Annotated in this window: 19 protein-coding genes; 4 read left to right on the plus strand and 15 right to left on the minus strand. The window is 68.4% G+C overall.

Going from position 1 to position 20532, the window contains the following annotated elements; translation table 11 throughout:
* Nucleotides 1-51 precede the first annotated feature (51 nt).
* Nucleotides 52-549, minus strand: coding sequence for a preprotein translocase subunit SecG (gene secG / locus AC3A3Q_RS01510; RefSeq protein WP_487584566.1), 498 nt, complete (start codon nucleotides 547-549; stop codon nucleotides 52-54).
* Nucleotides 550-623: 74 nt separating this feature from the next.
* The gene (gene tpiA, locus AC3A3Q_RS01515; RefSeq protein ID WP_487584567.1) at nucleotides 624-1376 is read right to left on the minus strand and encodes a triose-phosphate isomerase; all 753 of its coding nucleotides are present in this window, start codon (nucleotides 1374-1376) and stop codon (nucleotides 624-626) included.
* A gap of 90 nt (nucleotides 1377-1466) precedes the next feature.
* Here tpiA and AC3A3Q_RS01520 point away from each other — a divergent pair, with 90 nt between their 5' ends.
* Nucleotides 1467-2018, plus strand: a complete 552-nt coding sequence (locus tag AC3A3Q_RS01520) for a DNA-deoxyinosine glycosylase (RefSeq protein WP_487584568.1) — start codon at nucleotides 1467-1469, stop codon at nucleotides 2016-2018.
* Between the two features lie 6 nt (nucleotides 2019-2024).
* Here the strand turns inward: AC3A3Q_RS01520 and AC3A3Q_RS01525 are convergent, their stop codons facing one another.
* The 6 genes from AC3A3Q_RS01525 to trpB all read right to left on the minus strand — a co-directional run bounded on the left by AC3A3Q_RS01525 (nucleotide 2025) and on the right by trpB (nucleotide 9705).
* Nucleotides 2025-3917, minus strand: a complete 1893-nt coding sequence (locus AC3A3Q_RS01525) for an asparagine synthetase B family protein (RefSeq protein ID WP_487584569.1) — start codon at nucleotides 3915-3917, stop codon at nucleotides 2025-2027.
* A gap of 349 nt (nucleotides 3918-4266) precedes the next feature.
* Nucleotides 4267-5217 (minus strand): isopenicillin N synthase family dioxygenase, encoded by a 951-nt coding sequence (locus AC3A3Q_RS01530; protein WP_487584570.1) that lies wholly within the window; start codon nucleotides 5215-5217, stop codon nucleotides 4267-4269.
* A gap of 136 nt (nucleotides 5218-5353) precedes the next feature.
* Nucleotides 5354-6694, minus strand: coding sequence for a phosphoglucosamine mutase (gene glmM, locus AC3A3Q_RS01535; RefSeq protein ID WP_487584571.1), 1341 nt, complete (start codon nucleotides 6692-6694; stop codon nucleotides 5354-5356).
* On the minus strand, nucleotides 6691-7578 hold the full coding sequence (gene accD, locus AC3A3Q_RS01540) for an acetyl-CoA carboxylase, carboxyltransferase subunit beta (protein ID WP_158730661.1): 888 nt from the start codon (nucleotides 7576-7578) through the stop codon (nucleotides 6691-6693). Before accD ends, glmM begins: the two co-directional genes overlap by 4 nt.
* 81 nt (nucleotides 7579-7659) lie before the next feature.
* Nucleotides 7660-8460 (minus strand): tryptophan synthase subunit alpha, encoded by an 801-nt coding sequence (trpA, locus tag AC3A3Q_RS01545; protein ID WP_487584572.1) that lies wholly within the window; start codon nucleotides 8458-8460, stop codon nucleotides 7660-7662.
* 18 nt (nucleotides 8461-8478) lie between these two features.
* The gene (trpB, locus tag AC3A3Q_RS01550; protein WP_487584573.1) at nucleotides 8479-9705 is read right to left on the minus strand and encodes a tryptophan synthase subunit beta; all 1227 of its coding nucleotides are present in this window, start codon (nucleotides 9703-9705) and stop codon (nucleotides 8479-8481) included.
* Nucleotides 9706-9872: 167 nt separating this feature from the next.
* Here trpB and AC3A3Q_RS01555 point away from each other — a divergent pair, with 167 nt between their 5' ends.
* A complete protein-coding gene (locus AC3A3Q_RS01555; RefSeq protein ID WP_487584574.1) occupies nucleotides 9873-10772 on the plus strand; it encodes a LysR family transcriptional regulator in 900 nt (299 codons plus the stop codon).
* A gap of 66 nt (nucleotides 10773-10838) precedes the next feature.
* Here AC3A3Q_RS01555 and AC3A3Q_RS01560 read toward each other — a convergent pair whose 3' ends face one another.
* From AC3A3Q_RS01560 to prmB, 7 genes are all read right to left on the minus strand, one after another.
* A complete protein-coding gene (locus tag AC3A3Q_RS01560; protein WP_487584575.1) occupies nucleotides 10839-11474 on the minus strand; it encodes a phosphoribosylanthranilate isomerase in 636 nt (211 codons plus the stop codon).
* On the minus strand, nucleotides 11471-12301 hold the full coding sequence (gene truA / locus AC3A3Q_RS01565) for a tRNA pseudouridine(38-40) synthase TruA (protein ID WP_487584576.1): 831 nt from the start codon (nucleotides 12299-12301) through the stop codon (nucleotides 11471-11473). Before truA ends, AC3A3Q_RS01560 begins: the two co-directional genes overlap by 4 nt.
* Nucleotides 12302-12374: 73 nt before the next feature.
* Nucleotides 12375-14234, minus strand: coding sequence for a type IV pilus assembly protein FimV (locus tag AC3A3Q_RS01570; protein WP_487584577.1), 1860 nt, complete (start codon nucleotides 14232-14234; stop codon nucleotides 12375-12377).
* 158 nt (nucleotides 14235-14392) lie between these two features.
* A complete protein-coding gene (locus AC3A3Q_RS01575) occupies nucleotides 14393-15418 on the minus strand; it encodes an aspartate-semialdehyde dehydrogenase (protein ID WP_487584578.1) in 1026 nt (341 codons plus the stop codon).
* Between the two features lie 121 nt (nucleotides 15419-15539).
* Nucleotides 15540-16538 (minus strand): 2-hydroxyacid dehydrogenase, encoded by a 999-nt coding sequence (locus AC3A3Q_RS01580; RefSeq protein WP_487584579.1) that lies wholly within the window; start codon nucleotides 16536-16538, stop codon nucleotides 15540-15542.
* Nucleotides 16531-17634, minus strand: coding sequence for a chorismate synthase (gene aroC / locus AC3A3Q_RS01585; RefSeq protein ID WP_487584580.1), 1104 nt, complete (start codon nucleotides 17632-17634; stop codon nucleotides 16531-16533). The genes AC3A3Q_RS01580 and aroC overlap by 8 nt, the downstream gene beginning before the upstream one ends.
* 252 nt (nucleotides 17635-17886) lie before the next feature.
* Nucleotides 17887-18831 carry a 50S ribosomal protein L3 N(5)-glutamine methyltransferase gene (gene prmB, locus AC3A3Q_RS01590; protein ID WP_487584581.1) on the minus strand — a complete coding sequence of 315 codons (945 nt, stop codon included), beginning with the start codon at nucleotides 18829-18831 and terminating at the stop codon, nucleotides 17887-17889.
* A 90-nt stretch (nucleotides 18832-18921) separates the two neighbouring features.
* Here prmB and AC3A3Q_RS01595 point away from each other — a divergent pair, with 90 nt between their 5' ends.
* Nucleotides 18922-19581, plus strand: coding sequence for an SCO family protein (locus AC3A3Q_RS01595; protein WP_487584582.1), 660 nt, complete (start codon nucleotides 18922-18924; stop codon nucleotides 19579-19581).
* Entirely contained in the window at nucleotides 19578-20429 is an 852-nt protein-coding gene (gene asd, locus AC3A3Q_RS01600; protein WP_487584583.1) for an archaetidylserine decarboxylase, read from the plus strand. The genes AC3A3Q_RS01595 and asd overlap by 4 nt, the downstream gene beginning before the upstream one ends.
* The last annotated feature ends 103 nt before the right edge of the window (nucleotides 20430-20532 follow it).

The following is a 20532-nucleotide window of genomic DNA, read 5'->3' on the forward strand; positions in this document are numbered from 1 at the left end:
CGTACCCGGCAATCCGTGCCGGGCCGATGAAAACCAATGGTACCCCTTCGCTCAGCCGCCAGCCGGGGGCTGCGGCTTTGCCGGCTCGGGCGACTGGGTCGCGGCCGGAGCCTGCGTTGCCGGGGCCGTAGCCGGAGCCGGCGCAGCGTCGGTCGCGGCCGGAGCCTGAGGAACGCTGCTGGCGGGCGCCGGCTGGGCCACGGGGGCCGCCGGCACTGCCGAATTGTTGCCGCCCGTAGCCGGAGCCGCCGGAGCTGCCGGAACCTGGTCGGCCATCACGCCGGCCGCCGGGGCCGTCGCGCTGGTGTCGCCGGTTGCACGGTGCATCGCCTGCCAGGCCATGAACAGGCTGATCGCGAAGAACGAGATCGCCAGCCACTTGGTGGCCTTGGTGAGGAAGTTGGCCGAGCCACGCGCGCCGAACACGGTCGCCGAGGCGCCGCCACCGAAACCGGAGCCGGCCTGCGCACCCGCGCCGCGCTGCATCAGGATCAGCGCAACCATCGCGATCGCGATCAGCACGTAGATGACGTTGAGTAACAACAGCATCGTTGGATTCTGCTAGTTCACTGAAGCTCGTGGAACGAACCGGGACTGGCCCAAGGGACCGGGTCCGCGACTCGTCAGGGTGCCGCCGCTACCGCGATGGCGTGGAAATCGGACGCGACCAGGGAGGCCCCGCCGACCAGGCCGCCATCGACGTCCGGCTGCGAAAACAGCGCGGCGGCATTGTCGGCCTTTACGCTTCCGCCGTACAGGATCGGTAGCGAGCCAGCGATTCTAGCATCGTGTGCGGAGATTTCGCTACGGATGAATGCGTGTACGGCCTGTGCCTGTTCGGGCGTGGCGGTCTTGCCGGTACCAATCGCCCAGACCGGCTCGTACGCGAGGATCGCGCCGTCCAGCGCCTGCGCGCCAGCAAGCTTGAAAACGGGCTCGAGCTGCTCCTGGATGCGCCATTCGGTCTGGCCGTCCTCGCGCTCACGCAGGCTCTCGCCCACGCACAGGATCGGGGTCAGCCCCGCGGCCTTGCAGGCCAGGAACTTGCGCGCGACCAGCTCGCTGTTTTCGCCGTGGTACTGGCGGCGCTCGGAGTGGCCGACCAGGCCGTAGCCGGCGCCGACGTCCTTGAGCATCTCGGCCGAGACTTCGCCGGTGTAGGCACCCTTCTGGTTGACGCTGACGTCCTGCGCGCCGAAGGTCAGGCCCTTCTCGCCATAACGGGCGATCAGGCCGGCCAGGTAAGGCAGCGGCGGCAGGATCAGCTGCTCGACCCCGGCCGGGGCCGGCATCGCGACCAGCGCATCGAGCAGTTCCAGGGCGAAATGGCGATCGCCATGCAGCTTCCAGTTTCCGGCGACGATTCTGCGGCGCATGGCCACTCCTTGATTCCTGGCTGGGTCCAGGTGCCGCGGCACGCTGAACGAAGGGCGCAAAGTTTACCTCACGTCGGCGAGAATCGATCCATGGCAACGACCTCTTCCGCCAGCTCGCGACTGTTGAAAGGCTTTCCGCCGGTCAGCGCAAAGGATGCGCGCGTGCTGATCCTCGGCAGCATGCCCGGGGCCGCGTCATTGCAGGCGCATCAGTACTACGCACATCCGCAAAACCGCTTCTGGCCGATCATGGGCGAGCTGGTGGGCGCCCTGCCCGCCCTGCCCTATGCGCAGCGATTGTTGCGCCTGAAGCAATCCGGCATTGCCCTGTGGGACGTGCTCGATCGATGCGAGCGCGATGGCAGCCTGGATTCGGCGATACGCGACGTCACAGCTCAGGCCAATGATTTCGCCAGGTTCTTTGCCGATCACCCCGGCATTGCCACCGTGCTGTTCAACGGCGCCAAAGCCGAAAGCGCATTCCGACGCATGGTGCCGGCGTTCGCCGATGGATCCCGCCTGCGCCTGCAGCGACTGCCTTCGACCAGTCCGGCGCACGCCGGCATGTCCGCCGACGCCAAACTCGCCGCCTGGCGTGCCGCCTTGTCGGCTGGCCTCGATCCGACTGCAGGCATCCGCTAGCGGCATTCAATCGCCGAGGCCGCGATACCACGCCTGGAACATCAGGATGCTCCACAGGTGGGTATGCCACTTGCGCTGCCCTGCATTGAACTCCCGCCAAAGCCTGGCCACCTTCTCGGCATCGAAGAACCCCTCTTGCCGCAGCCTGGATTCGTCGAGCAGGTCGTACGCCCACTCCCGCATCGGCCCGCGCAGCCAATCACCGACCGGCGCCCCGAATCCGCTCGTGGGCCGGTAAACCAGATGGGCGGGAAGGTAGCGCTCGAGAAGGCGCTTGAGCACCGGCTTGCCCTCGCCGTCGATCTGCTTGAGCGCTGGCGGCAGCGACCACGCGAACTGGACGATGGCCGGATCGAGGAATGGCGAGCAGGTCCGCAAACCTGCCGAGCGCCCGGCCTGGTCGATCTTGGCGAGGATGCCATTGGGCAGATCCATCTGGAAATCCAGCAACAGGATCTGATCGACAGCTTCGCCGGCACACAACTGCCTGCGCGGATCGGTAAAGACGGTGATCGGCTCGCAGGCACCGCGGACCACGGCGGCAGGATCGCGCCAACGCGAGACCCGTTGCAGGTAATGCCCGCTCACTCCCTCGGCACCGAGCTCGGACAGCAACGCCGGGACGCCGCCCAGTCGCGCCCGTTCGGGGCGACGCGATGCCAGTCGCCGCGCCAGGCTGCGGGCAAAGGTCGGCACGTGGCCGAGCACGCGCGCATTGCGGATCGCCCGCTGGTAGGCCTGGTGGCCGAAGAACAGCTCGTCGCCGCCGTCACCGGTGAACGCCAGCGCGTTGTGCCGTGCAACCAGGCGACTGGCGATCAGCGTCGGAATCTGCGACGAGTCGGCGAACGGCTCGCAATACGCCGACACCAGCGAGGGCAACAGGGCTGCCGCCTGGATGCCGTCGACGCGATGTTCGACGTGGTCGGCCCCCAGCCTGCAGGCCACTGCACGCGCCCAGGGGGTTTCATCGTGCTCGAAGTTGTCGAAGCCGAGCGAGCAGGTGCGCACAGGCCTTCCGGTAACGGCATGCAAGGTCGCCACGACCAGCGATGAATCGGTCCCGCCGGACAGGAATGCCGCGGCACTGCCCTCTTCGCCAAGACGGCACGTCACCGACTCGCGCAGCAGCCTGTCCAGGCGGTCGACGGCTTCGTCGATGGACGGGTTGTGACGCCTGGAAATAGCCGTTTCCATCGCCTCCTGGGCGCGCCAGTAGCACACGCTCCTGTCCTCGAGGGCATTGTCGTCGCGACGCCGGACGGTGGCGACGTCAATCGACAGCAGCGTCGCCGGCAGTAGCTTGCGGATCCCCATGAAGATCGAATGCGGCGCCGGGATGTAGTCGTAGCGCAGCAGCGCGCTGAGCGCGTTGCGGTCGATCCGCGCGGAAAAACCCGGCGCCCGTTGCAGGGCCTTGAGTTGCGAGGCGAATACCAGTGCCCCGCCGCACCAGCCGTAGTACAGGGGGCGCTTGCCTATGCGGTCGCGCGCAAGGGTCAACGTCCGCGTGCGGCGATCCCACAGGGCGAGCGCGAATGCGCCATTGCAACGCCGCAGCGCGCCCTCCAGCCCCCAGCACGCGATGGCCGCCAACAGCATCGGGGCATCACCGACAGCCGGATCCGGGGCGTCGTCGCGCAGTTGCGCAGCCAGCTCGCGACAGTTGTAGAGCGCGCCGTCGAGCATCAGCACATGGCGTTCGTCGGCGGCATATCCCTGTGCGCCGGACTTCGGACAGGCAGCCATCGTGATCATGGCCAGGCCGGTATCGGCATCTACCCAGACCCTTGGCGCGTCGGCGTGCGGAGCCAGGTCGAACGCCATGGCATGCATCGACTCGATCAGGCCGGTCGCGTTATGCGCGAGGCCATGCCAGATGCCCGCCAGGTTCTGCATCGATACTTCCGTTGGTTCGAGGGGCGAGCCGTCGTACCTGCGTACCGATGGATACTGCTGCTCTGCCTACGGATTATTCGTGGGCCGTCGGGTAGCGAATATGAGAATTGTCTGACATTGAGTCACACCTGCCGCCGTTGACGAACTGCCCGCGGGCGAGCGAGGTCAGAGGTCAAGGTGGATCCCGGCTTTCGCCGGGATGACGAGATGTTGCTGGCGGGGTGCGGGCCTGGATCCCGGCGTTCGCCGGGATGACGAGATGTTGCTGACGGGGTGCGGGCCTGGATCCCCTCGTTCGCCGGGATGACGTTTCGGCAAAGCCGCGCGCCAGGGCGCGCGGGCCGAAACGTCACTTCAACTTGATTTCGCGCAGGCGCTCTTCGAGGTAGCCGTGGGCTGTGATCGCTTCCGGGTAGCGGCTCGGGTTTTCCGCACTCACGCACGACGGCAGCACGTCGATCAGGAAATCGGGATTGGGGTGCAGGAAGAACGGCGTCGAGTAGCGCGGCTGGCGCGCCTTCTCACCCGGCGGGTTGACCACGCGGTGCGTCGTCGACGGGTACACGTGGTTGGTCAGGCGCTGCAGCATGTCACCGATGTTCACGACAATCGTGTCGGCGTCGGCCGTGAAAGGCACCCATTCGCCCTTGTGCGAACGCACTTCCAGGCCCTCGGCGCTGGCACCGACCAGCAGCGTGATCAGGTTGATGTCCTCGTGCGCGCCGGCGCGCTCGTTGGGAATGTCGTCGGACGTGATCGGCGGGTAATGGATCGGACGCAGGATCGAGTTGCCCGAATTGGTCTTGTCGGCGAAATACGACTCCGGCAGGCCGATGTGCAGGGCCAGCGCGCTGAGCACGCGCGAACCGAGCTGGTCGAGCGATTCGTACAGGCCATAGGCCTGCTCGCGGAACTCCGGGATCTCCGTCGGCCACAGGTTCGGCGGCATCACGTCGGCGTACTTCGAGTCGCGCGGGATCTCGCGGCCAACGTGCCAGAACTCCTTCAGGTCGAAATGCTTGGAGTCCTTCGCCGTCTCCACGCCGAATGGCGTGTAGCCGCGGGCACCACCGCTGCCGGCAACGTGATACTTCAGCTTCACCGCCTCGGGCAGGTCGAAGAAGCGCTTGAACACGTCGTAGGATGCGTCGATCTGCCCGCTCGGAATGCCGTGGCCGCGGATGCCGGCGAAGCCCCACTCGCGATACGCCGCGCCCAGTTCGGCCACGAAGGCGTCACGGTCGCCGGCGCTGGAAGGCTGGCTGAAGCGGCGGATGTCGAGGGTCGGAATGCGGTTCACGGGCGCGCCTGTGTGGGTCGATGTTCGAGTGGAAATGATAGGCCTGTCACGTGGCGGCCGAGGTGCGACTTTCTCCCAATCGGCGCATCGGCGCGCGATCGCGACAAGTTCGCTCCTACGGGTGGCGCAGCGGCGTTCAGGCCGCGGCGCGCACTGCCTCGGCGAGGCGGTCGAGCGTGTCCTGCATCAGCGTCGCGTCGTCGGCTTCCACCGTCACGCGCACGACCGGCTCGGTGCCGGAAGGACGCAGGAAGGCACGGCCACGACCGGCCACGGCCGCCTGCGCCTGTGCCAGCGCATCCTGCACCGCCGGCGCCTCGGCCGGCCTGGAGCCGCCCTGGAAGCGTACGTTCACCGTCTTCTGCGGCAGCTTGTTGAAGCCATCGAGCGCCTGGGCCAGGCTCATGCCGCGGCGCTTGAGCACCTCGAGCACCTGCAGCGCGCTGACGATGCCGTCACCGGTGCTGGCACGATCCAGGCACAGCAGGTGGCCCGACGCCTCGCCACCGAGCACGGCGTTGTTGGCGTGCAACTGCTGGTGGACGTAGCGGTCGCCGACCTTGGCGCGGACGAAGCCGATGCCTCGTTCGGCCAGCGCGCGCTCGAGCGCGTAGTTGGTCATCAGCGTGCCGACCACCGGCCCCTGCAGGCGACCGGTCTGCTGCCAGTCGCAGGCCAGCACGTAGATCAGGTCGTCGCCGTCGCGGACGACGCCGTCGCCGTCGACAAACAGCACGCGGTCACCGTCGCCGTCGAAGGCGATGCCGAGGTCGGCATCGGTGGCCTTGACGTGCGCGGCCAGCGTTTCCGGATGGGTCGAGCCGACGCCGTCGTTGATGTTGATGCCGTTGGGGTCGATGCCGATCGGATCGACACGGGCGCCCAGCTCGCGCAGCACGAGCGGTCCGAGCTGGTAGGTGGCACCGTTGGCGCAGTCCATGGCGATGCGCATGCCGCCCAGGTCGAAGCCCTTGGGCACCGAGCCCTTGCACGCTTCGATGTAGCGGCCGAGCGCGTCGCGGGTGCGCACGGCCTTGCCCAGCTGCTCGGACGGAACGGTGCGGAACGGCTGTTCCAGCGCGGCCTCGATCGCCAGCTCGGTGGCGTCGTCGAGCTTCTCGCCTTCGGCGGAGAAGAACTTGATGCCGTTGTCGTGGTGCGGGTTGTGCGAGGCCGAGATCACGATGCCGCCGTCGGCGCGCATCGAGTGGGTCAGGTGGGCCACGGCCGGGGTCGGCATCGGGCCCATCAGCTGCACGTCGACGCCGGCGGCGACCAGGCCGGCTTCGAGCGCGGCCTCGAACATGTAGTTCGAGATGCGCGTGTCCTTGCCGATGATGACTACCGGGTTGCGCCAGTCGCGGCGCGGCAGCGCGTGGCCGTAGGCGTTGCCCAGGCGCATCACGAAGTCGGCCGAGATCGGACCCTCACCGACGCGTCCGCGGATGCCGTCGGTGCCGAAGTACTTGCGGCTCAAACTCCCACCTCTTCGTCCACCGGTTGCGGTTGCTTCATCATCAACGCAAACAGCGTGGCGAGGCGGTCGCGCATCTCGCGGCGATCGCAGATCTGGTCGATGGCCCCGTGCTCGAGCAGGAACTCCGAGCGCTGGAAGCCTTCCGGCAGCGTTTCGCGCACGGTCTGCTCGATCACGCGCGGGCCGGCGAAGCCGATCAGGGCCTCGGGTTCGGCGAGGTTGAGGTCGCCCAGCATCGCGAACGAGGCCGACACGCCACCGGTGGTCGGATGGGTCATCACCGAGATGAAGGGCAGGCCCTTGGCGCGCATGCGTCCCAGCGCGGCCGAGGTCTTGGCCATCTGCATCAGCGAGAACAGGCTTTCCTGCATGCGCGCGCCGCCGGTGGCGGTGAAGCAGACCATCGGGCAGCCCAGCTCGACCGCGGTTTCGGCGGCGCGGGCAAAGCGCTCGCCGACCACCGAGCCCATCGAGCCGCCCATGAAGGCGAAGTCGAAGGCGCAGGCGACCAGCGGCCGCTGCTTGAGGGTGCCGCTCATGGCGACCAGGGCGTCACGCTCGCCGGTGGACTTCTGCGCGGCCTTGATGCGGTCGGAGTACTTCTTCTGGTCCTTGAACTTGAGCACGTCGACCGGGCCGAGCTCGGCGGCGATCTCGGTGGTGCTGCCGGCATCCAGCAATGCGGTCAGGCGCACGCGCGCCCGGATCGCCATGTGGAAGCCGCACTTCGGGCAGACCTCGAGGTTTTCCTCGAGTTCGGGGCGGTAAAGCACGGCGCCGCAGCGGTCGCACTTCTCCCACAGGCCTTCCGGCACGCTGCGGCGCTTGGAAGCGCCCGTCTCTGTGCGGATGCCCGAAGGCATGAGTTTCTTGAGCCAGGACATGCGTTGGGTGTTCCCCGTTCAGGCTTGGTGAGTGCCGGATCAGGGTCCGGCCGAGCGGGCCAGTTTAGCGCAGTGGCGTGCTCAGGCCGGCAGGGCGTCGAGGGCAGCCCGTAGCGGTTCGAGAAAGTCCCTGGCGCGGCCGGCCGGATCGACCGCCTCGGCCAGCGCCGACACCAGGGCGCTGCCTACGACGACGCCTTCGGCCTCGGCGGCCATTGCCGCCGCGCTGGACGCGTCCTTGATGCCGAACCCGGCCACGACCGGGACGCGGCTGCGGCTGCGGATTTCGTGCAGGCGGGCGTTGGCGGCGCCGGTGTCGAGCCGGTCGGCGCCGGTGACGCCGGCAAAGCTGACGTAGTAGAGATAGCCCTGCGCCTGCTCGCACAGCACCTGCATGCGGGCATCGGTGGTGGTTGGCGAGGCCAGCAGGATCAGCGCCAGGCCATGCGCCGAGAAGGCCACGCGGAACTCGGCGGACTCTTCCGGCGGCAGGTCGACCAGCAGCACACCGTCGACGCCGGCCGCGACCGCCTCGGCAGCGAAGCGCTCGGCGCCGGGAATCTCGACCGGATTGAGGTAACCCATCAGCACCACCGGCGTGTCGGCGTCGCGTTCGCGGAAGCGGCGCACGCAGTCGAACACGAACGAGCGCCCTGCCCCGCGCGCCAGTGCGCGTTCGGAGCTGCGCTGGATGGTCGGGCCATCGGCCATCGGGTCGGAGAACGGCACGCCCAGTTCGATCACGTCGGCGCCGGCTTCGACCAGCGCGTGCATCACCGGCACGGTGGCGTCGAGCGACGGATCACCGGCCGTGATGAAGGGGATCAGCGCCTTGCGGCCCTGTGCCTTGAGATCGGCGAAGCGGGTATCGATGCGGTTCATGGGCTCATCCTCAAGGCGTCAGCCAATCGAGAGGCCTTCGCGCGCGGCAATCGTGTGCACGTCCTTGTCGCCGCGCCCGGACAGGTTGCACAGCACGATCGCGTCCTTCGGCAGCTCCCGCGCCAGCTTCGTCGCCTGCGCGATCGCATGGCTGGATTCCAGCGCCGGCAGGATGCCTTCGCAGCGCGCGAGCTGGTGGAATGCGGCCAGCGCTTCGTCGTCGCTCACGCCGACGTATTGCGCGCGGCCGGCATCCTTGAGGAATGCGTGCTCGGGCCCGACGCCGGGATAGTCGAGGCCGGCCGAGACCGAATGCGTCTCGATGATCTGGCCGTCGTCGTCGCACAGCACGTAAGTGCGGTTGCCGTGCAGCACGCCGGGGCGGCCGGCGGCCAGCGATGCGGCGTGATGGCCGGTGGCGATGCCCTCGCCCGCCGCCTCGGCGCCGACCAGGCGCACGTCGCGGTCGTTGAGGAAGGCATGGAAGATGCCGATCGCATTGCTGCCGCCGCCGACGCAGGCGGTGACGGCATCAGGCAGGCGGCCGTACTCGGCCAGCATCTGCGCGCGCGCCTCGCGGCCGACGATCGCGTTGAAGTCGCGGACCATGCGCGGATACGGGTCCGGGCCGGCGACGGTGCCGATGATGTAGAACGTGTCGCGCACGTTGGTGACCCAGTCGCGCATGGCCTCGTTGAGCGCGTCCTTGAGCGTGGCCGAACCGCTGGTCACCGGCACCACGGTCGCACCGAGCAGGCGCATGCGGTAGACGTTGATCTTCTGCCGCTCGATGTCGGTGGCGCCCATGTAGACCACGCACTCCAGGCCCAGGCGCGCGGCGACGGTGGCGCTGGCGACGCCGTGCTGGCCGGCGCCGGTCTCGGCAATGATCCGGGTCTTGCCCATGCGGCTGGCGAGAAGCGCCTGGCCGATGGTGTTGTTGATCTTGTGCGCGCCGGTGTGGTTGAGGTCCTCGCGCTTGAGCACGATGCGCGCACCGCCGACTTCCTCGCTCAGCCGCTGGGCGTGGTAGATCGGGCTGGGGCGGCCGACGTAATGGGCCAGGTCGCGGTCGAACTCGGCGACGAAGGCCGGCTCGACCCGTGCGGCGTCATAGGCCGCAGCCAGTTCCTCGAGGGGACCGATCAGGGTCTCGGCGACGAAGCGGCCGCCATAGCGACCAAAGTGACCGGAGGCGTCCGGGTAGGCGTGGTAGTCCACTTGGGTGAAGTCCACGGCGCTCATGTCACTCCTTCGAAGGCGGCAGCAAGGCAGGAGTCCAGCTTGCTGGCGACTGGGGAGGGGGCGCCACCAGCAAGCTGGGCCTGCAACAACGGATCCCACCTTATCGCACGGCACCGACCACAAAAACCTATAAAATCGGCCAGACCTGTCAGGAAAACTCACACTTTATGAGCCGTGACCTGCCCCCGCTCAATGCCCTGCGCGCATTCGAGGCGGTCGCCCGGCTGGAAAGCGTCAGCCGCGCGGCCGACGAACTCCATGTCACCCATGGCGCGGTCAGCCGGCATTTGCGCGCACTGGAGGAGACCCTTGGGACGGCGCTGTTCGTGCGCCAGGGGCGCGGCCTGGCCCTGACGCCCGCAGGCCTGCGCTTGCACGAAGCGGCCGAAGCAGCGTTCGAACCGCTGCGTGGCGCCTGGGCGGAGCTGCGCCGACGGCCCCAGCAGGCACCGCTGGTGCTCGGCTGTCCGGGCAGCGTGCTGGCGCGCTGGATGATTCCGCGCCTGGAACGGCTGGCGCGCGAGCTGCCCGATCTCAAGCTGCACCTGTCGGCGAGCGAAACCGCGCCCGATGCGCAGCTGAGCGGACTCGACGCGGCGCTGCTGATCTCGCAGGCGCCATGGCCGGCCGACTGGCAGGTGCGCGAGCTGGCACCCGAACGCATCGGGCCGGTCCTTAGCCCGCGCCTGGAAGGTCACGAACGTCTGCTGTCGTCGCCTGCAACCGCGCTGCTGGGCGAACCGCTGCTGCACACGACCTCGCGGCCGCAAGCGTGGCAGGACTGGGCCATTCGCATGGGGCTGGATCCCGCCGCGCTTCGACTTGGCACCGGTTTCGAGCACCTGTACTACCTGCTCGAAGCCGCGCAGGCGGGACTGGGCGTGGCGATCAGCCCGGAGCCATTGGTGGCCGAAGACATCGCCGCCGGTCGCTTGCTTGCGCCATGGGGATTCGTGGCGACGGATGGATGCTGGGCCCTGTGCGCGCCGAAACGAAGCAGCGATCCGCGCGTGCCACGGCTGGCAAAGTGGCTGCGCGCCGAATTGGCCACCACGTCACCTGTGTAGGAGCGGGCTTGCTCGCGAACGGGCTACGAACACACCACCGGCGCACGATCGCGAGCAAGCCCGCTCCTACAGCAGGGCGTCAGCGCGGCGCACTTCCTCGACGAAGCGCCGCATGCGCGCGGCATCCTTGATACCCGGCGCGCTTTCGATCCCGCTCGATACGTCCACGCCCCACGGGCGCACGCCACTGACGGCCTCGAACACGTTGTCGGGGACGATGCCCCCGGCCAGCAGGAAGGGCTTGCCCAGTTTCGCCGGGATGCGCGACCAGTCGAACGTGCGTCCGCTGCCGCCGGCGCCGCCGACGGAATGGCTGTCGAGCAGCAGCGCCGTCGCATCGGGATAGCGGGCAGCCCAGTCGATGCCCTGCCCGCCTTCATCGCCCATGGCGATCGCCTTCATGTAGGGCAGCCCGAAGCTGCGACAGAAGGCCTCGTCCTCGACGCCATGGAACTGCAACAGCGTCGGGCGCATTTGCGCGATGACGTCATTCACTTCGTCGGCCGTGTTGTCCATGAACAACGCAACGGCTTCGATGCCGGCGGCAACTTCCGTTCTCAACTCCGCGGCCTGCGCGCTGTCGAGTCGACGCGGGCTGCGCTGCGCGAACACCATTCCGATCGCGTCCACGCCCAGATGGCAGGCCAGGCGGATGTCGTCGGCACGGGTCATGCCGCAGAACTTGATGCGGGTGTGGCTCAAAGGGTGACCTCGGACGGCAAGCCCCACTGCGCCGGATAGCGAGGACCGAGGAACACCAGCCCTGCCGACGGCGCGGTCGGACCGGCCACCGTGCGATCGCGACCGGCAAGCAACTGCGCGATCCACGCCTCGGGCTGCTCGCCGCTGCCGACCATCAACAGGCTGCCGACGATGTTGCGGACCATGTGGTGCAGGAACGCATTGGCCTGCACCTCGACCTCGACGACTTCGCCATCGCGGCGTACGCGGATCGCCTGCATCTCGCGCATCGCGTGCGGGGCCTGGCAATGCACGGTGCGGAAGGCGGAAAAGTCGTTCTCGCCGAGCAGCGCCTGTGCGGCGCGGTCCATGGCATCGGCATCGAGCGGACGCCGCTCCCAGCTCAGGTACTGGCGGCCCAGGGCCGGACGCACCGGACGATTGAGGATGCGGTAGCGATACCGGCGTGCGCGTGCCGAGAAACGGGCATGGAAGTCGTCCGGCACCGGCTGGCACCAGCGCACGCACAGCTGCGGCGGCAGGCGGCTGGTGACGCCGAGCATCCACCCGCGCGGATCACGTATCGCGGTGCTGTCGAAATGGACGACCTGGCAAGCGGCATGCACGCCGGCATCGGTGCGACCGGCGCAGACCACCTCGACCGGATGCCCGGCGACGAAGGTCAGCGCCTGCTCGAGCGCGGCCTGCAGGGTTTGTTCGCCCTCCCGCTCCGGTTCGCCATGCTTGCTCAGGCGTTGCCAGCCCGAGAACCCGCTGCCGTCGTATTCGACGCCGAGGGCATGGCGCCGCGACGGGGGGGCGTCGACGGCGGTTGCGGTTTCGAGCACGCTTCAGTCCAGTTGGGTCAGACCGGCAATATCAGTCCAGCCGGGTCAGTCCGGCAAGGGCAAGCCGGCTCGGTCAATCAAGTTCCTGCAGCATCCGCGAAGCGCGCTGGCGTGCCGACAGGTCGCCGTTGATCACCACTTCGGCGAGCAGCTGGCGAGCGCTTTCGCGGTCGCCCAGGTCGAGGTAGGCGCGGGCGAGCTCGAGACGCTCCTGGCCCGGCTGCGTCGCCATCGAAGGTTCGACGCGGCCCTTGGTGTCGGCCGATGCGACGTGCCACGCCGGCGCGACGGTGCTGGGAGCCGGTGCGGCGGCGGCGGCCGGAACAGTCGACTGCAGTTCGAATGCCGGCGCTGCGGGCGCTTCCTCGACAGGCAGTTCCGCTTCGGCCTGGACCGGAGCGCGCTGCTGTGCCGGGAAGGAAGATTCGGCGAACGAATCGGCGATCGATGTCGTGGCGACGGCATCGCCCGGCAGCGGCGCGCGGAACACCGGCTTGACCGGGCGGCGACGCATGAACCAGCCACCAACCACGGCCAGCAGCAACACGCCGGCGCCGATCAGCCAGGGCATCGCCGAAGCGGCCTGCATCGCCTGGTCCTTCTGGTTGCTCTGCGCCAGGCGCTGCTGGGCGGCAGCCAGCTCGCTGTCCTTCATGGCAATCAGCTGCTGCTGCTTGTTCTGCAGTTGCTCGAGTTCGGCGACGCGGCCCTTGAGCTCCTGCAGTTCGGCTTCGCGCGCGGCGAGGGTTTCGGTGTTCTGTTGCAGTTCCTGACGCAGCATGTCGCCCTCACCACCGGCGTTGATGCCGGATTGTGTACCCGCCTGGGTAGCGCTGCTGGCGCCAGGCGGAACGATTTCCAGACGTGCATCGGCGCTGCGCGGGTTGGCCGCCGCGGTCGATGCACCTGCCGACACCGGCGCCGTCGCCGCGGCTGCGGCGATGCCGGCTTCGAGCGCCGGCTGCGGTACCGCGCGACGTGCATCGCGCCACTGCCGCACCTGGCTGCTGACCAGCTGGCGCGCCTGCGCGGCATCGACGCTGGCGACCTGATCGCTGGCCGGTACCGCCAGCACCGCCCCGGCCTTGAGCCGGTTGACGTTGCCGCCGATGAACGCCTCGGGGTTGGCACGCAGCAGCGCGATCATCGCCTGGTCGAGGGTGAAGCCCTCGCCCTGCACGCGACCGGCAATCTCCGAAAGGGTGTCGCCACGACGCACCGAGTACTCGCCGGCAAGGTCGCCCGCGGGCGCTGCGACAGGTTCGGCACTGGCCACCTGCGCCGGCGCGCTCGCCGGTTCTGCCGCCGGCGTCGGAGTCGGCGCAATGGCGTTGGCGTCTTCGTTGCTGTCGCCATCCGGACCGGCAGCGACGGATTCTTCAGCCGAAGCGGCTTCAGCGGGCGCTTCCGCCGGAGCGGCGGCCACTTCCGGTTCGAGCGGACGCTCGACGATGTTGGGTGCGGAGACCACGGTCTCCTCGATCTGCGGCTGCAACGGTGCCGAGACCGTGCGCGGGGTGTCCAGCAGCGCCGAGTACTCACGCACCAGCCGCCCCTGGCCCCAGTCGACCGAGACCAGGAAGGTCAGCAGCGAGTCGTTCACCGGCTGGTCGCTGGTGACGCGGATCACTGGCCGGCCGGCCGAATCGAGCGCGGACGAGAAGCGCAGCTCGGCGACGACGCCGGTGGGCGGCTGCAGGCCGATGCGGGCGAAGACCAGCGGCGAGGCGAGCTCGGCCTGCAGGTTCTCCAGCTCCGACGGATCGTTGGACACGATCGGGATCTCAGCCAGGAATGGCTGCCCGATTCGCGACTTGACCTCGATCTGGCCCAGGCCCAACGCCGATGCGGCGCCGCTGGCAAGGGCCAGCGCCAATGCCAGCACCGTGCGCGAGCCGCGCCTGGCCGGCTGTTTCACTTGACGTTGTTTCACTTCGGATCCCGATGCCGTCCCCCGGCGGCGACTCTAGCCTTCGCCGAGGCAAGGGGCAATTGAAACCGTCGCCAATTGCCATCGCGGCGACGGATTGAGGGCCGCGGGCAGTCCGGGAGCGGCCTTTGCCGCCCCCGGCCACGCTCAGTCGCGCATGCTCAGCCGCGCTCTGCCCAGACCAGCTCGGCCAGCTGGACGGCGTTCAGCGCCGCACCCTTGCGGATGTTGTCCGAGACGATCCACAGGTTGACCGCGCGCGGGTGCGACAAGTCGTCACGGATGCGGCCGACGTACACCGGATCGTTGCCCGAGGCATGGGTCACCGGCGTCGGGTAGCCGCCGGCCCTGGGCTCGTCGACCACTTCCACGCCCGGCGCGGTCAGCAGCATTTCGCGCACCTGCGCGGCGGTGATCTTCTCGCGGGTCTCGACGTTGACCGCCTCGGAGTGGCCGTAGAACACCGGCACGCGCACCGCAGTCGGGTTCACCTGGATCGAGTCGTCGCCGAGGATCTTGCGCGTCTCCCAGACCAGCTTCATCTCTTCCTTGGTGTAGCCGTTGTCCTGGAAGTCGTCGATGTGCGGGATCAGGTTGAAGGCGATCTGCACCGGGAAACGTTCCGGCTGCGGATCCTGGAAGTTCAGCAGCGCGCCGGTCTGGCGGCCCAGTTCCTCCAGCGCCGAACGGCCACCGCCGGACACCGACTGGTAGGTCGCCACGTTGATGCGCTCGATGCCGACCTTGCGGTGGATCGGCGCCAGCGCGACCAGCATCTGCATGGTCGAGCAGTTCGGGTTGGCGATGATGCCGCGCGGGCGGTTGGCCACCTGCTCGGGATTGACCTCCGACACCACCAGCGGCACGTCGTCGTCGTAACGGAACGCCGAGGAGTTGTCGATCACCACCGCACCGGCAGCGGCGAACTTCGGCGCGTACTCCTTGGAAATGCTGCCACCGGCGGAGAACAGCGCGATGTCGACGCCACTCGGATCGAACTTGGCCAGGTCTTCCACCACCAGTTTCTTCGCGCCGAACTCGATCTTCTCGCCGGCCGAGCGTTCGCTGGCGAGTACGTGCAATTTGCCGATGGGGAACTGGCGCTCGGCGAGGATCTTGAGCATGGTCTCGCCGACCGCGCCGGTGGCACCGACGATGGCAACGTTGCAGGAGTTCTTGGCGTTCATTGGTTCCTTGTGGTCCTGGTTGGTGGGGCGGCCGGATCCGATCCGGCGGGTGGGGTGACGGCATTATCCGCCAACAACGGTCGATCTCCCGCCGGCGCAGCGGGATTCGATGCAGCGTGATTCAGCGTTTGAGCTGATCGGCGTTGACGGGTGTCGGCGGATGTCCGGCGTCGGGGCCGAAGCCCATCGCGGCGATCAGGTTGTCGACGGCCAGGCTGACCATCGCCCGGCGCGTGGCCAGGCTGGCGCTGGCGATATGCGGGGTCAGCACGACATTGCGCAGCGTCAGCAGGCGCGGATTCACCGCCGGCTCGCCTTCGAACACGTCGAGGCCTGCGGCGGCCAGGCGGCCGGCGGACAGCGCGTCGGCCAGCGCATCTTCGTCGACTAGGCCGCCGCGGGCGATGTTGGTCAGCGTCGCGGTTGGCTTCATCTTGGCCAGCGCCGCGGAGTTGATCAGATGGCGCACCTGCGGCGAGTACGGCACCACCAGCACCAGGTGATCGGCCTGTGCCAGCAGCGTGTCGAAATCCACGTACTGCGCGCGGCATTCGCGCTCGACCGCTTCCGGCAGGCGGCTGCGGTTGTGATACAGCACGCGCATGTCGAAGCCGGCGGCACGGCGCGCGATGCCCTGCCCGATCCGCCCCATGCCGAGGATGGCCAGTGTCGCGCCGTGCAGGTCGCCGCCGAGCAGGGTTTCGAAACTCCACTGGCGCCACTGGCCTTCGCGCAGCCAGCGCTCGCCTTCGGTGATGCGGCGCGCGGCGGCCATCATCAGGGCGAAGCCGAAGTCGGCGGTGGTTTCGGTGAGGACGTCGGGCGTGTTGGTGACGACGACGCCAGCACGGCTCAGCGCCGGCACGTCGAGGTTGTTGTAGCCGACGCCGACGTTGGCAATCGCGCGCAGACGGCCGGCGCCTGCGAGTTCGGCCGCGCCGATCGGATCGTTGAGCGTGACCAGCGCGCCATCGCTTGCGGATAGCGCTGCCGCGATTGCCGCCGGTCCGTGCTGTGTGACCTGCGCGGTCTCGACGACTTCGAAATGCTCTCGCAGGCGTCCGACGATATCGGCGAACAGGGGTTGCGACACCCACACCCGCGGCCGCGCTTCAGCCATCGAGCGAACCTGCGATGCGCGGCGTCGGCAGTTCGACATCACCGCACTGGGCGCGATGGCGCAGCGCCTGGTCCATCAGCACCAGCGCCACCATCGCTTCGCAGATCGGCGTGGCGCGGATGCCGACGCAGGGGTCATGGCGACCGGTCGTGACCACCTCGACGACGTTGCCGTGGACATCGAGGCTGTCGACCGGCAGGCGCAGGCTGGAGGTCGGCTTGAAGGCGACCGAGCAGCGCAGCGGCTGGCCACTGCTGATGCCGCCGAGGATGCCGCCGGCGTGGTTGGAGGCAAAACCGTCGGGCGTCATGTGGTCGCGGTGTTCGCTGCCCTTCTGCGCGACCACGCCGAAACCGTCGCCGATCTCCACGCCCTTGACCGCGTTGATGCTCATCAGCGCGCTGGCCAGTTCGCCGTCGAGCTTGCCGTAGATCGGCTCGCCCCAGCCCGGCGGCACGCCGGTGGCGATCACGTCGACGCGCGCGCCGACCGAATCGCCGGACTTGCGCAACGCGTCCATGTACAGCTCCAGCTCGGTGACCTGGCGGGTGTCGGGCCAGAAGAACGGGTTGTCCTCCACCGCCGCCAGGTCGAAACCGTCCGGCACGATCTCGCCGATCTGCGACAGGTAGCCGCGAACGACGACGCCGTGGCGGTCGGCCAGCCACTTCTTGGCGATGACCGCGGCGGCGACGCGCATCGTGGTCTCGCGCGCAGACGAACGGCCGCCGCCGCGCGGATCGCGGATGCCGTACTTCTGCCAGTAGGTGTAGTCGGCGTGACCGGGGCGGAACTGCTCGGAAATCTTCGCGTAGTCCTTGCTGCGCTGGTCGGTGTTGCGGATCAGCAGCGCGATGGGAGTACCTGTGGTGACGCCTTCGTAGACGCCGCTGAGGATCTCGACCTCATCGGCCTCGTGGCGTTGCGAGGTATGGCGCGTGCGGCCGGTGGCGCGACGTTCGAGATCGTGGCGGAAATCTTCCGGCGCGATCGCGATGCCGGGAGGACAGCCGTCGACGACGCAGCCGATCGCCGGACCGTGGCTTTCACCGAAGGTGGTTACCGAGAGCAGCTTGCCGAAGGTATTGCTGGACACGGGGGATCCTGTTGTCTGGACCGGTGCACTCTAGCAATCGGAAATGGTTGCTGCCGGAACGAGCCATAGTCCGTCGTTCCCGCGAAGGCGGGAGCCCATGGACGCGGCCTTTTGCCGTCATCCCCGCGAAGGCGGGGACCCAGTGTCCTACATGCAGCCCAACGGCAACGTCCCTGGATTCCCGCCTTCGCGGGAATGACGGGCTGAAGCAACGTCCCTGGGGTCCCGCCTTCGCGGGAATGACGGGACAGGTCAGCCGCGCGCGTCCGCCAGTTCCTTGATCCGGGCGTGGTGCTCGACCATGTCGCTGCGCTCCACCACGAAGATGCCCATCTGCCCGACCTTGAACTCCACCCACGCCATCGGCAGTTCCGGCAGCAGTGCCACCAGCGCCTGCTCGGCTTCGCCGACTTCGCAGATCAGCAGGCCGTTCTCGCTGAGGTGATCGGGGGCGTCGCGCAGGATCTTCAGGGCCAGGTCGAGGCCGTCGTCGCCAGCACGCAGGCCCAGGTCGGGCTCGTACGAGTACTCCTTCGGCAGCGCATCGGTCTCGTCGTTGGTCACGTACGGCGGGTTGGTCACGATCAGGTCGTAGACCTCGCCCTGCAGGCCCTTGAACAGGTCCGACTTGCGCAGCGTGACGTTGTCGGCATGCAGGCGCGCCTTGTTCTCGTGCGCCAGCGACAGTGCGTCGTCGTTGATGTCGGCGCCGTCGACCTGCCAGTACGGATGGTAATGGCCGGTGGCAATGGCGATGCAGCCCGAACCGGTGCACAGGTCGAGCACGCGCTCGACTTCGCGACCGCCCAGCCAGGGCTCGAAGCCGCTGGTGATCAGTTCGGCAATCGGCGAGCGCGGCACCAGGGCGCGGCGGTCGCTCTTGAAACTCAGCCCGGCGAACCAGGCTTCACCGGTCAGGTAGGCAGCCGGGACGCGTTCGCCGATGCGGCGCTCGAACAGCGCCAGCACCTTGGCCTTTTCGTCGGCGGTGACGCGCGAGGTCCCGTAGACCGGGCTCAGGTCGTGCGGCAGGTGCAGCGCATGCAGCACCAGCTGGGTGGCCTCATCCAGGGCGTTGTCATAGCTGTGGCCGAAGGTCAGGCCCGACTCGTTGAAGCGGCTGCCGCCGTAGCGGATCAGGTCGATGATCGAGACCTGTTCGAACTGAACGGCCGTGAGGTTGGCGGAGCCGGACATGGCGAGGCCTTGCATTGGGGGTCGGCGATTATACCGGGCGACCGGTATCATGCCCGCGCGCCCAGCCGGGGCGGCCGTTCAAGAGACATCATGTTCAATCGCACCACCGTGCTCATCCTGATCGCCGCCCTCGCCGCCGCCCTGGGGCTGTGGGCCGCGCAACGCCATTTCGGCCCGGTCACCGCCTCCAAGTGGCCGCAGACGCAGGTCGTGCGCCTGTTCGAGCCCGCCCGCGAGCTGCCCTCCTACTCGCTGCGCCAGTCCGACGGCACGGCGCTGGTGCCGGGAGAGCTCAAGGGCCACTGGACGCTGGTGTTCCTGGGCTTCACCCATTGCCCGGACGTGTGCCCGACCACCCTGGCGGAGATGGCACGCGCCCAGAAGCAGTGGGCCGCCCTGCCCGAAGCCACGCGTCCTCGCGTGCTGTTCGTGTCGGTCGATCCCGAGCGCGACACCCCGGACCTCGTCGGCGAGTACGCCCACGCCTTCCACCGCGACACCCTGGCCGCCACCGCCGACATCCCGGCGCTGGAAGGCTTCGCCAAGTCGCTGAGCATGGTCTTCGCCAAGGTGCCTGCACCCGACGGCGCACCGGCCGACCAGTACAGCGTCGATCACAGTGCCTCGATGGCAGTCCTCGACCCGCAGGGGCGCATGGCCGGCATCATCCAGCCGCCGCTGGACCCCAAGGCGATCGCCGCCGACATGACCGCGCTGACCCAGGCGGCTGCAGGAGCGCGCGCCGAATGAGCCTGGTCACCGCCCTCACCTATGTACTGCCGCATCGCCTGCTGTCGTCGATGGCGCGCTCGCTGGCCTACTCGGACTCGCCGTGGCTCAAGCAATGGCTGATCGACACGGTCACGCGCAAGTTCGGCGTCAACCTCGCCGAAGCGGCCCAACCCGATCCGACTGCGTACCCGACGTTCAATGCCTTCTTCACCCGCGCGCTCAAGCCCGGCGCCCGCGTCGCCGACGCCGATCCGCGCTCGCTGCTGATGCCCGCCGACGGTCGCATCAGCCAGTGCGGCCCGATCGAGAACGGCCGCATTTTCCAGGCCAAGGGCCAGTCGTTCACCGCCGCCGAGCTGCTCGGTGACGACGAGGCCGCAGAGCCGTTCAACAACGGTCTGTTCGCGACCGTGTACCTGTCGCCCAAGGATTACCACCGCGTGCACATGCCGTGGGGCGGCAAGTTGCGCGAAACCGTGCATGTCCCCGGTCGTCTCTTCAGCGTCGGCCCGGCCGCGGTGCAGAACGTGCCGCGCCTGTTCGCCCGCAACGAACGCCTGGTCTGCCATTTCGACACCGACTTCGGGCCGATGGCGATGGTGATGGTCGGCGCGTTGCTGGTCTCGGGCGTGGAGACGGTGTGGAGCGGCGTGGAGATTCCGCGCTACGGCGACACCGTGACCGTCAAGGACTACCGCGGTGCCGACATCACGCTGGAGCGCTTCGCCGAGATGGCGCGCTTCAACTACGGCTCGACCGTGATCGTGCTGCTGCCGCCGGGCGTGGCGGCGCTGGATCCTTCGCTGAAGGGTGAATCGCCGGTGCGGCTGGGCGAAGCGCTGGCGCGTCGAACCGACGTTGGCTGACACACAAGCTGCAAAGCTACCCGTCATTCCCGCGAAGGCGGGAACCCAGGGGCGTGGCTTCTGCACGCCCCTGGAAGACGCTGGGTCCCCGCCTTCGCGGGGA

The organism is Lysobacter sp. Soil_C_59 (assembly GCF_057656415.1).

Coding starts and splice junctions, on each gene's coding strand:
- AC3A3Q_RS01520 (WP_487584568.1), top strand. CDS start 1,467: ATGGCAACGACCTCTTCCGCCAGCTCGCGACTGTTGAAAGGCTTTCCG.
- AC3A3Q_RS01525 (WP_487584569.1), bottom strand. CDS start 3,917: ATGCAGAACCTGGCGGGCATCTGGCATGGCCTCGCGCATAACGCGACC.
- accD (WP_158730661.1), bottom strand. CDS start 7,578: ATGTCCTGGCTCAAGAAACTCATGCCTTCGGGCATCCGCACAGAGACG.
- trpB (WP_487584573.1), bottom strand. CDS start 9,705: ATGAGCGCCGTGGACTTCACCCAAGTGGACTACCACGCCTACCCGGAC.
- trpA (WP_487584572.1), bottom strand. CDS start 8,460: ATGAACCGCATCGATACCCGCTTCGCCGATCTCAAGGCACAGGGCCGC.
- tpiA (WP_487584567.1), bottom strand. CDS start 1,376: ATGCGCCGCAGAATCGTCGCCGGAAACTGGAAGCTGCATGGCGATCGC.
- secG (WP_487584566.1), bottom strand. CDS start 549: ATGCTGTTGTTACTCAACGTCATCTACGTGCTGATCGCGATCGCGATG.
- AC3A3Q_RS01595 (WP_487584582.1), top strand. CDS start 18,922: ATGTTCAATCGCACCACCGTGCTCATCCTGATCGCCGCCCTCGCCGCC.
- AC3A3Q_RS01555 (WP_487584574.1), top strand. CDS start 9,873: ATGAGCCGTGACCTGCCCCCGCTCAATGCCCTGCGCGCATTCGAGGCG.
- AC3A3Q_RS01575 (WP_487584578.1), bottom strand. CDS start 15,418: ATGAACGCCAAGAACTCCTGCAACGTTGCCATCGTCGGTGCCACCGGC.
- prmB (WP_487584581.1), bottom strand. CDS start 18,831: ATGTCCGGCTCCGCCAACCTCACGGCCGTTCAGTTCGAACAGGTCTCG.
- asd (WP_487584583.1), top strand. CDS start 19,578: ATGAGCCTGGTCACCGCCCTCACCTATGTACTGCCGCATCGCCTGCTG.
- AC3A3Q_RS01580 (WP_487584579.1), bottom strand. CDS start 16,538: ATGGCTGAAGCGCGGCCGCGGGTGTGGGTGTCGCAACCCCTGTTCGCC.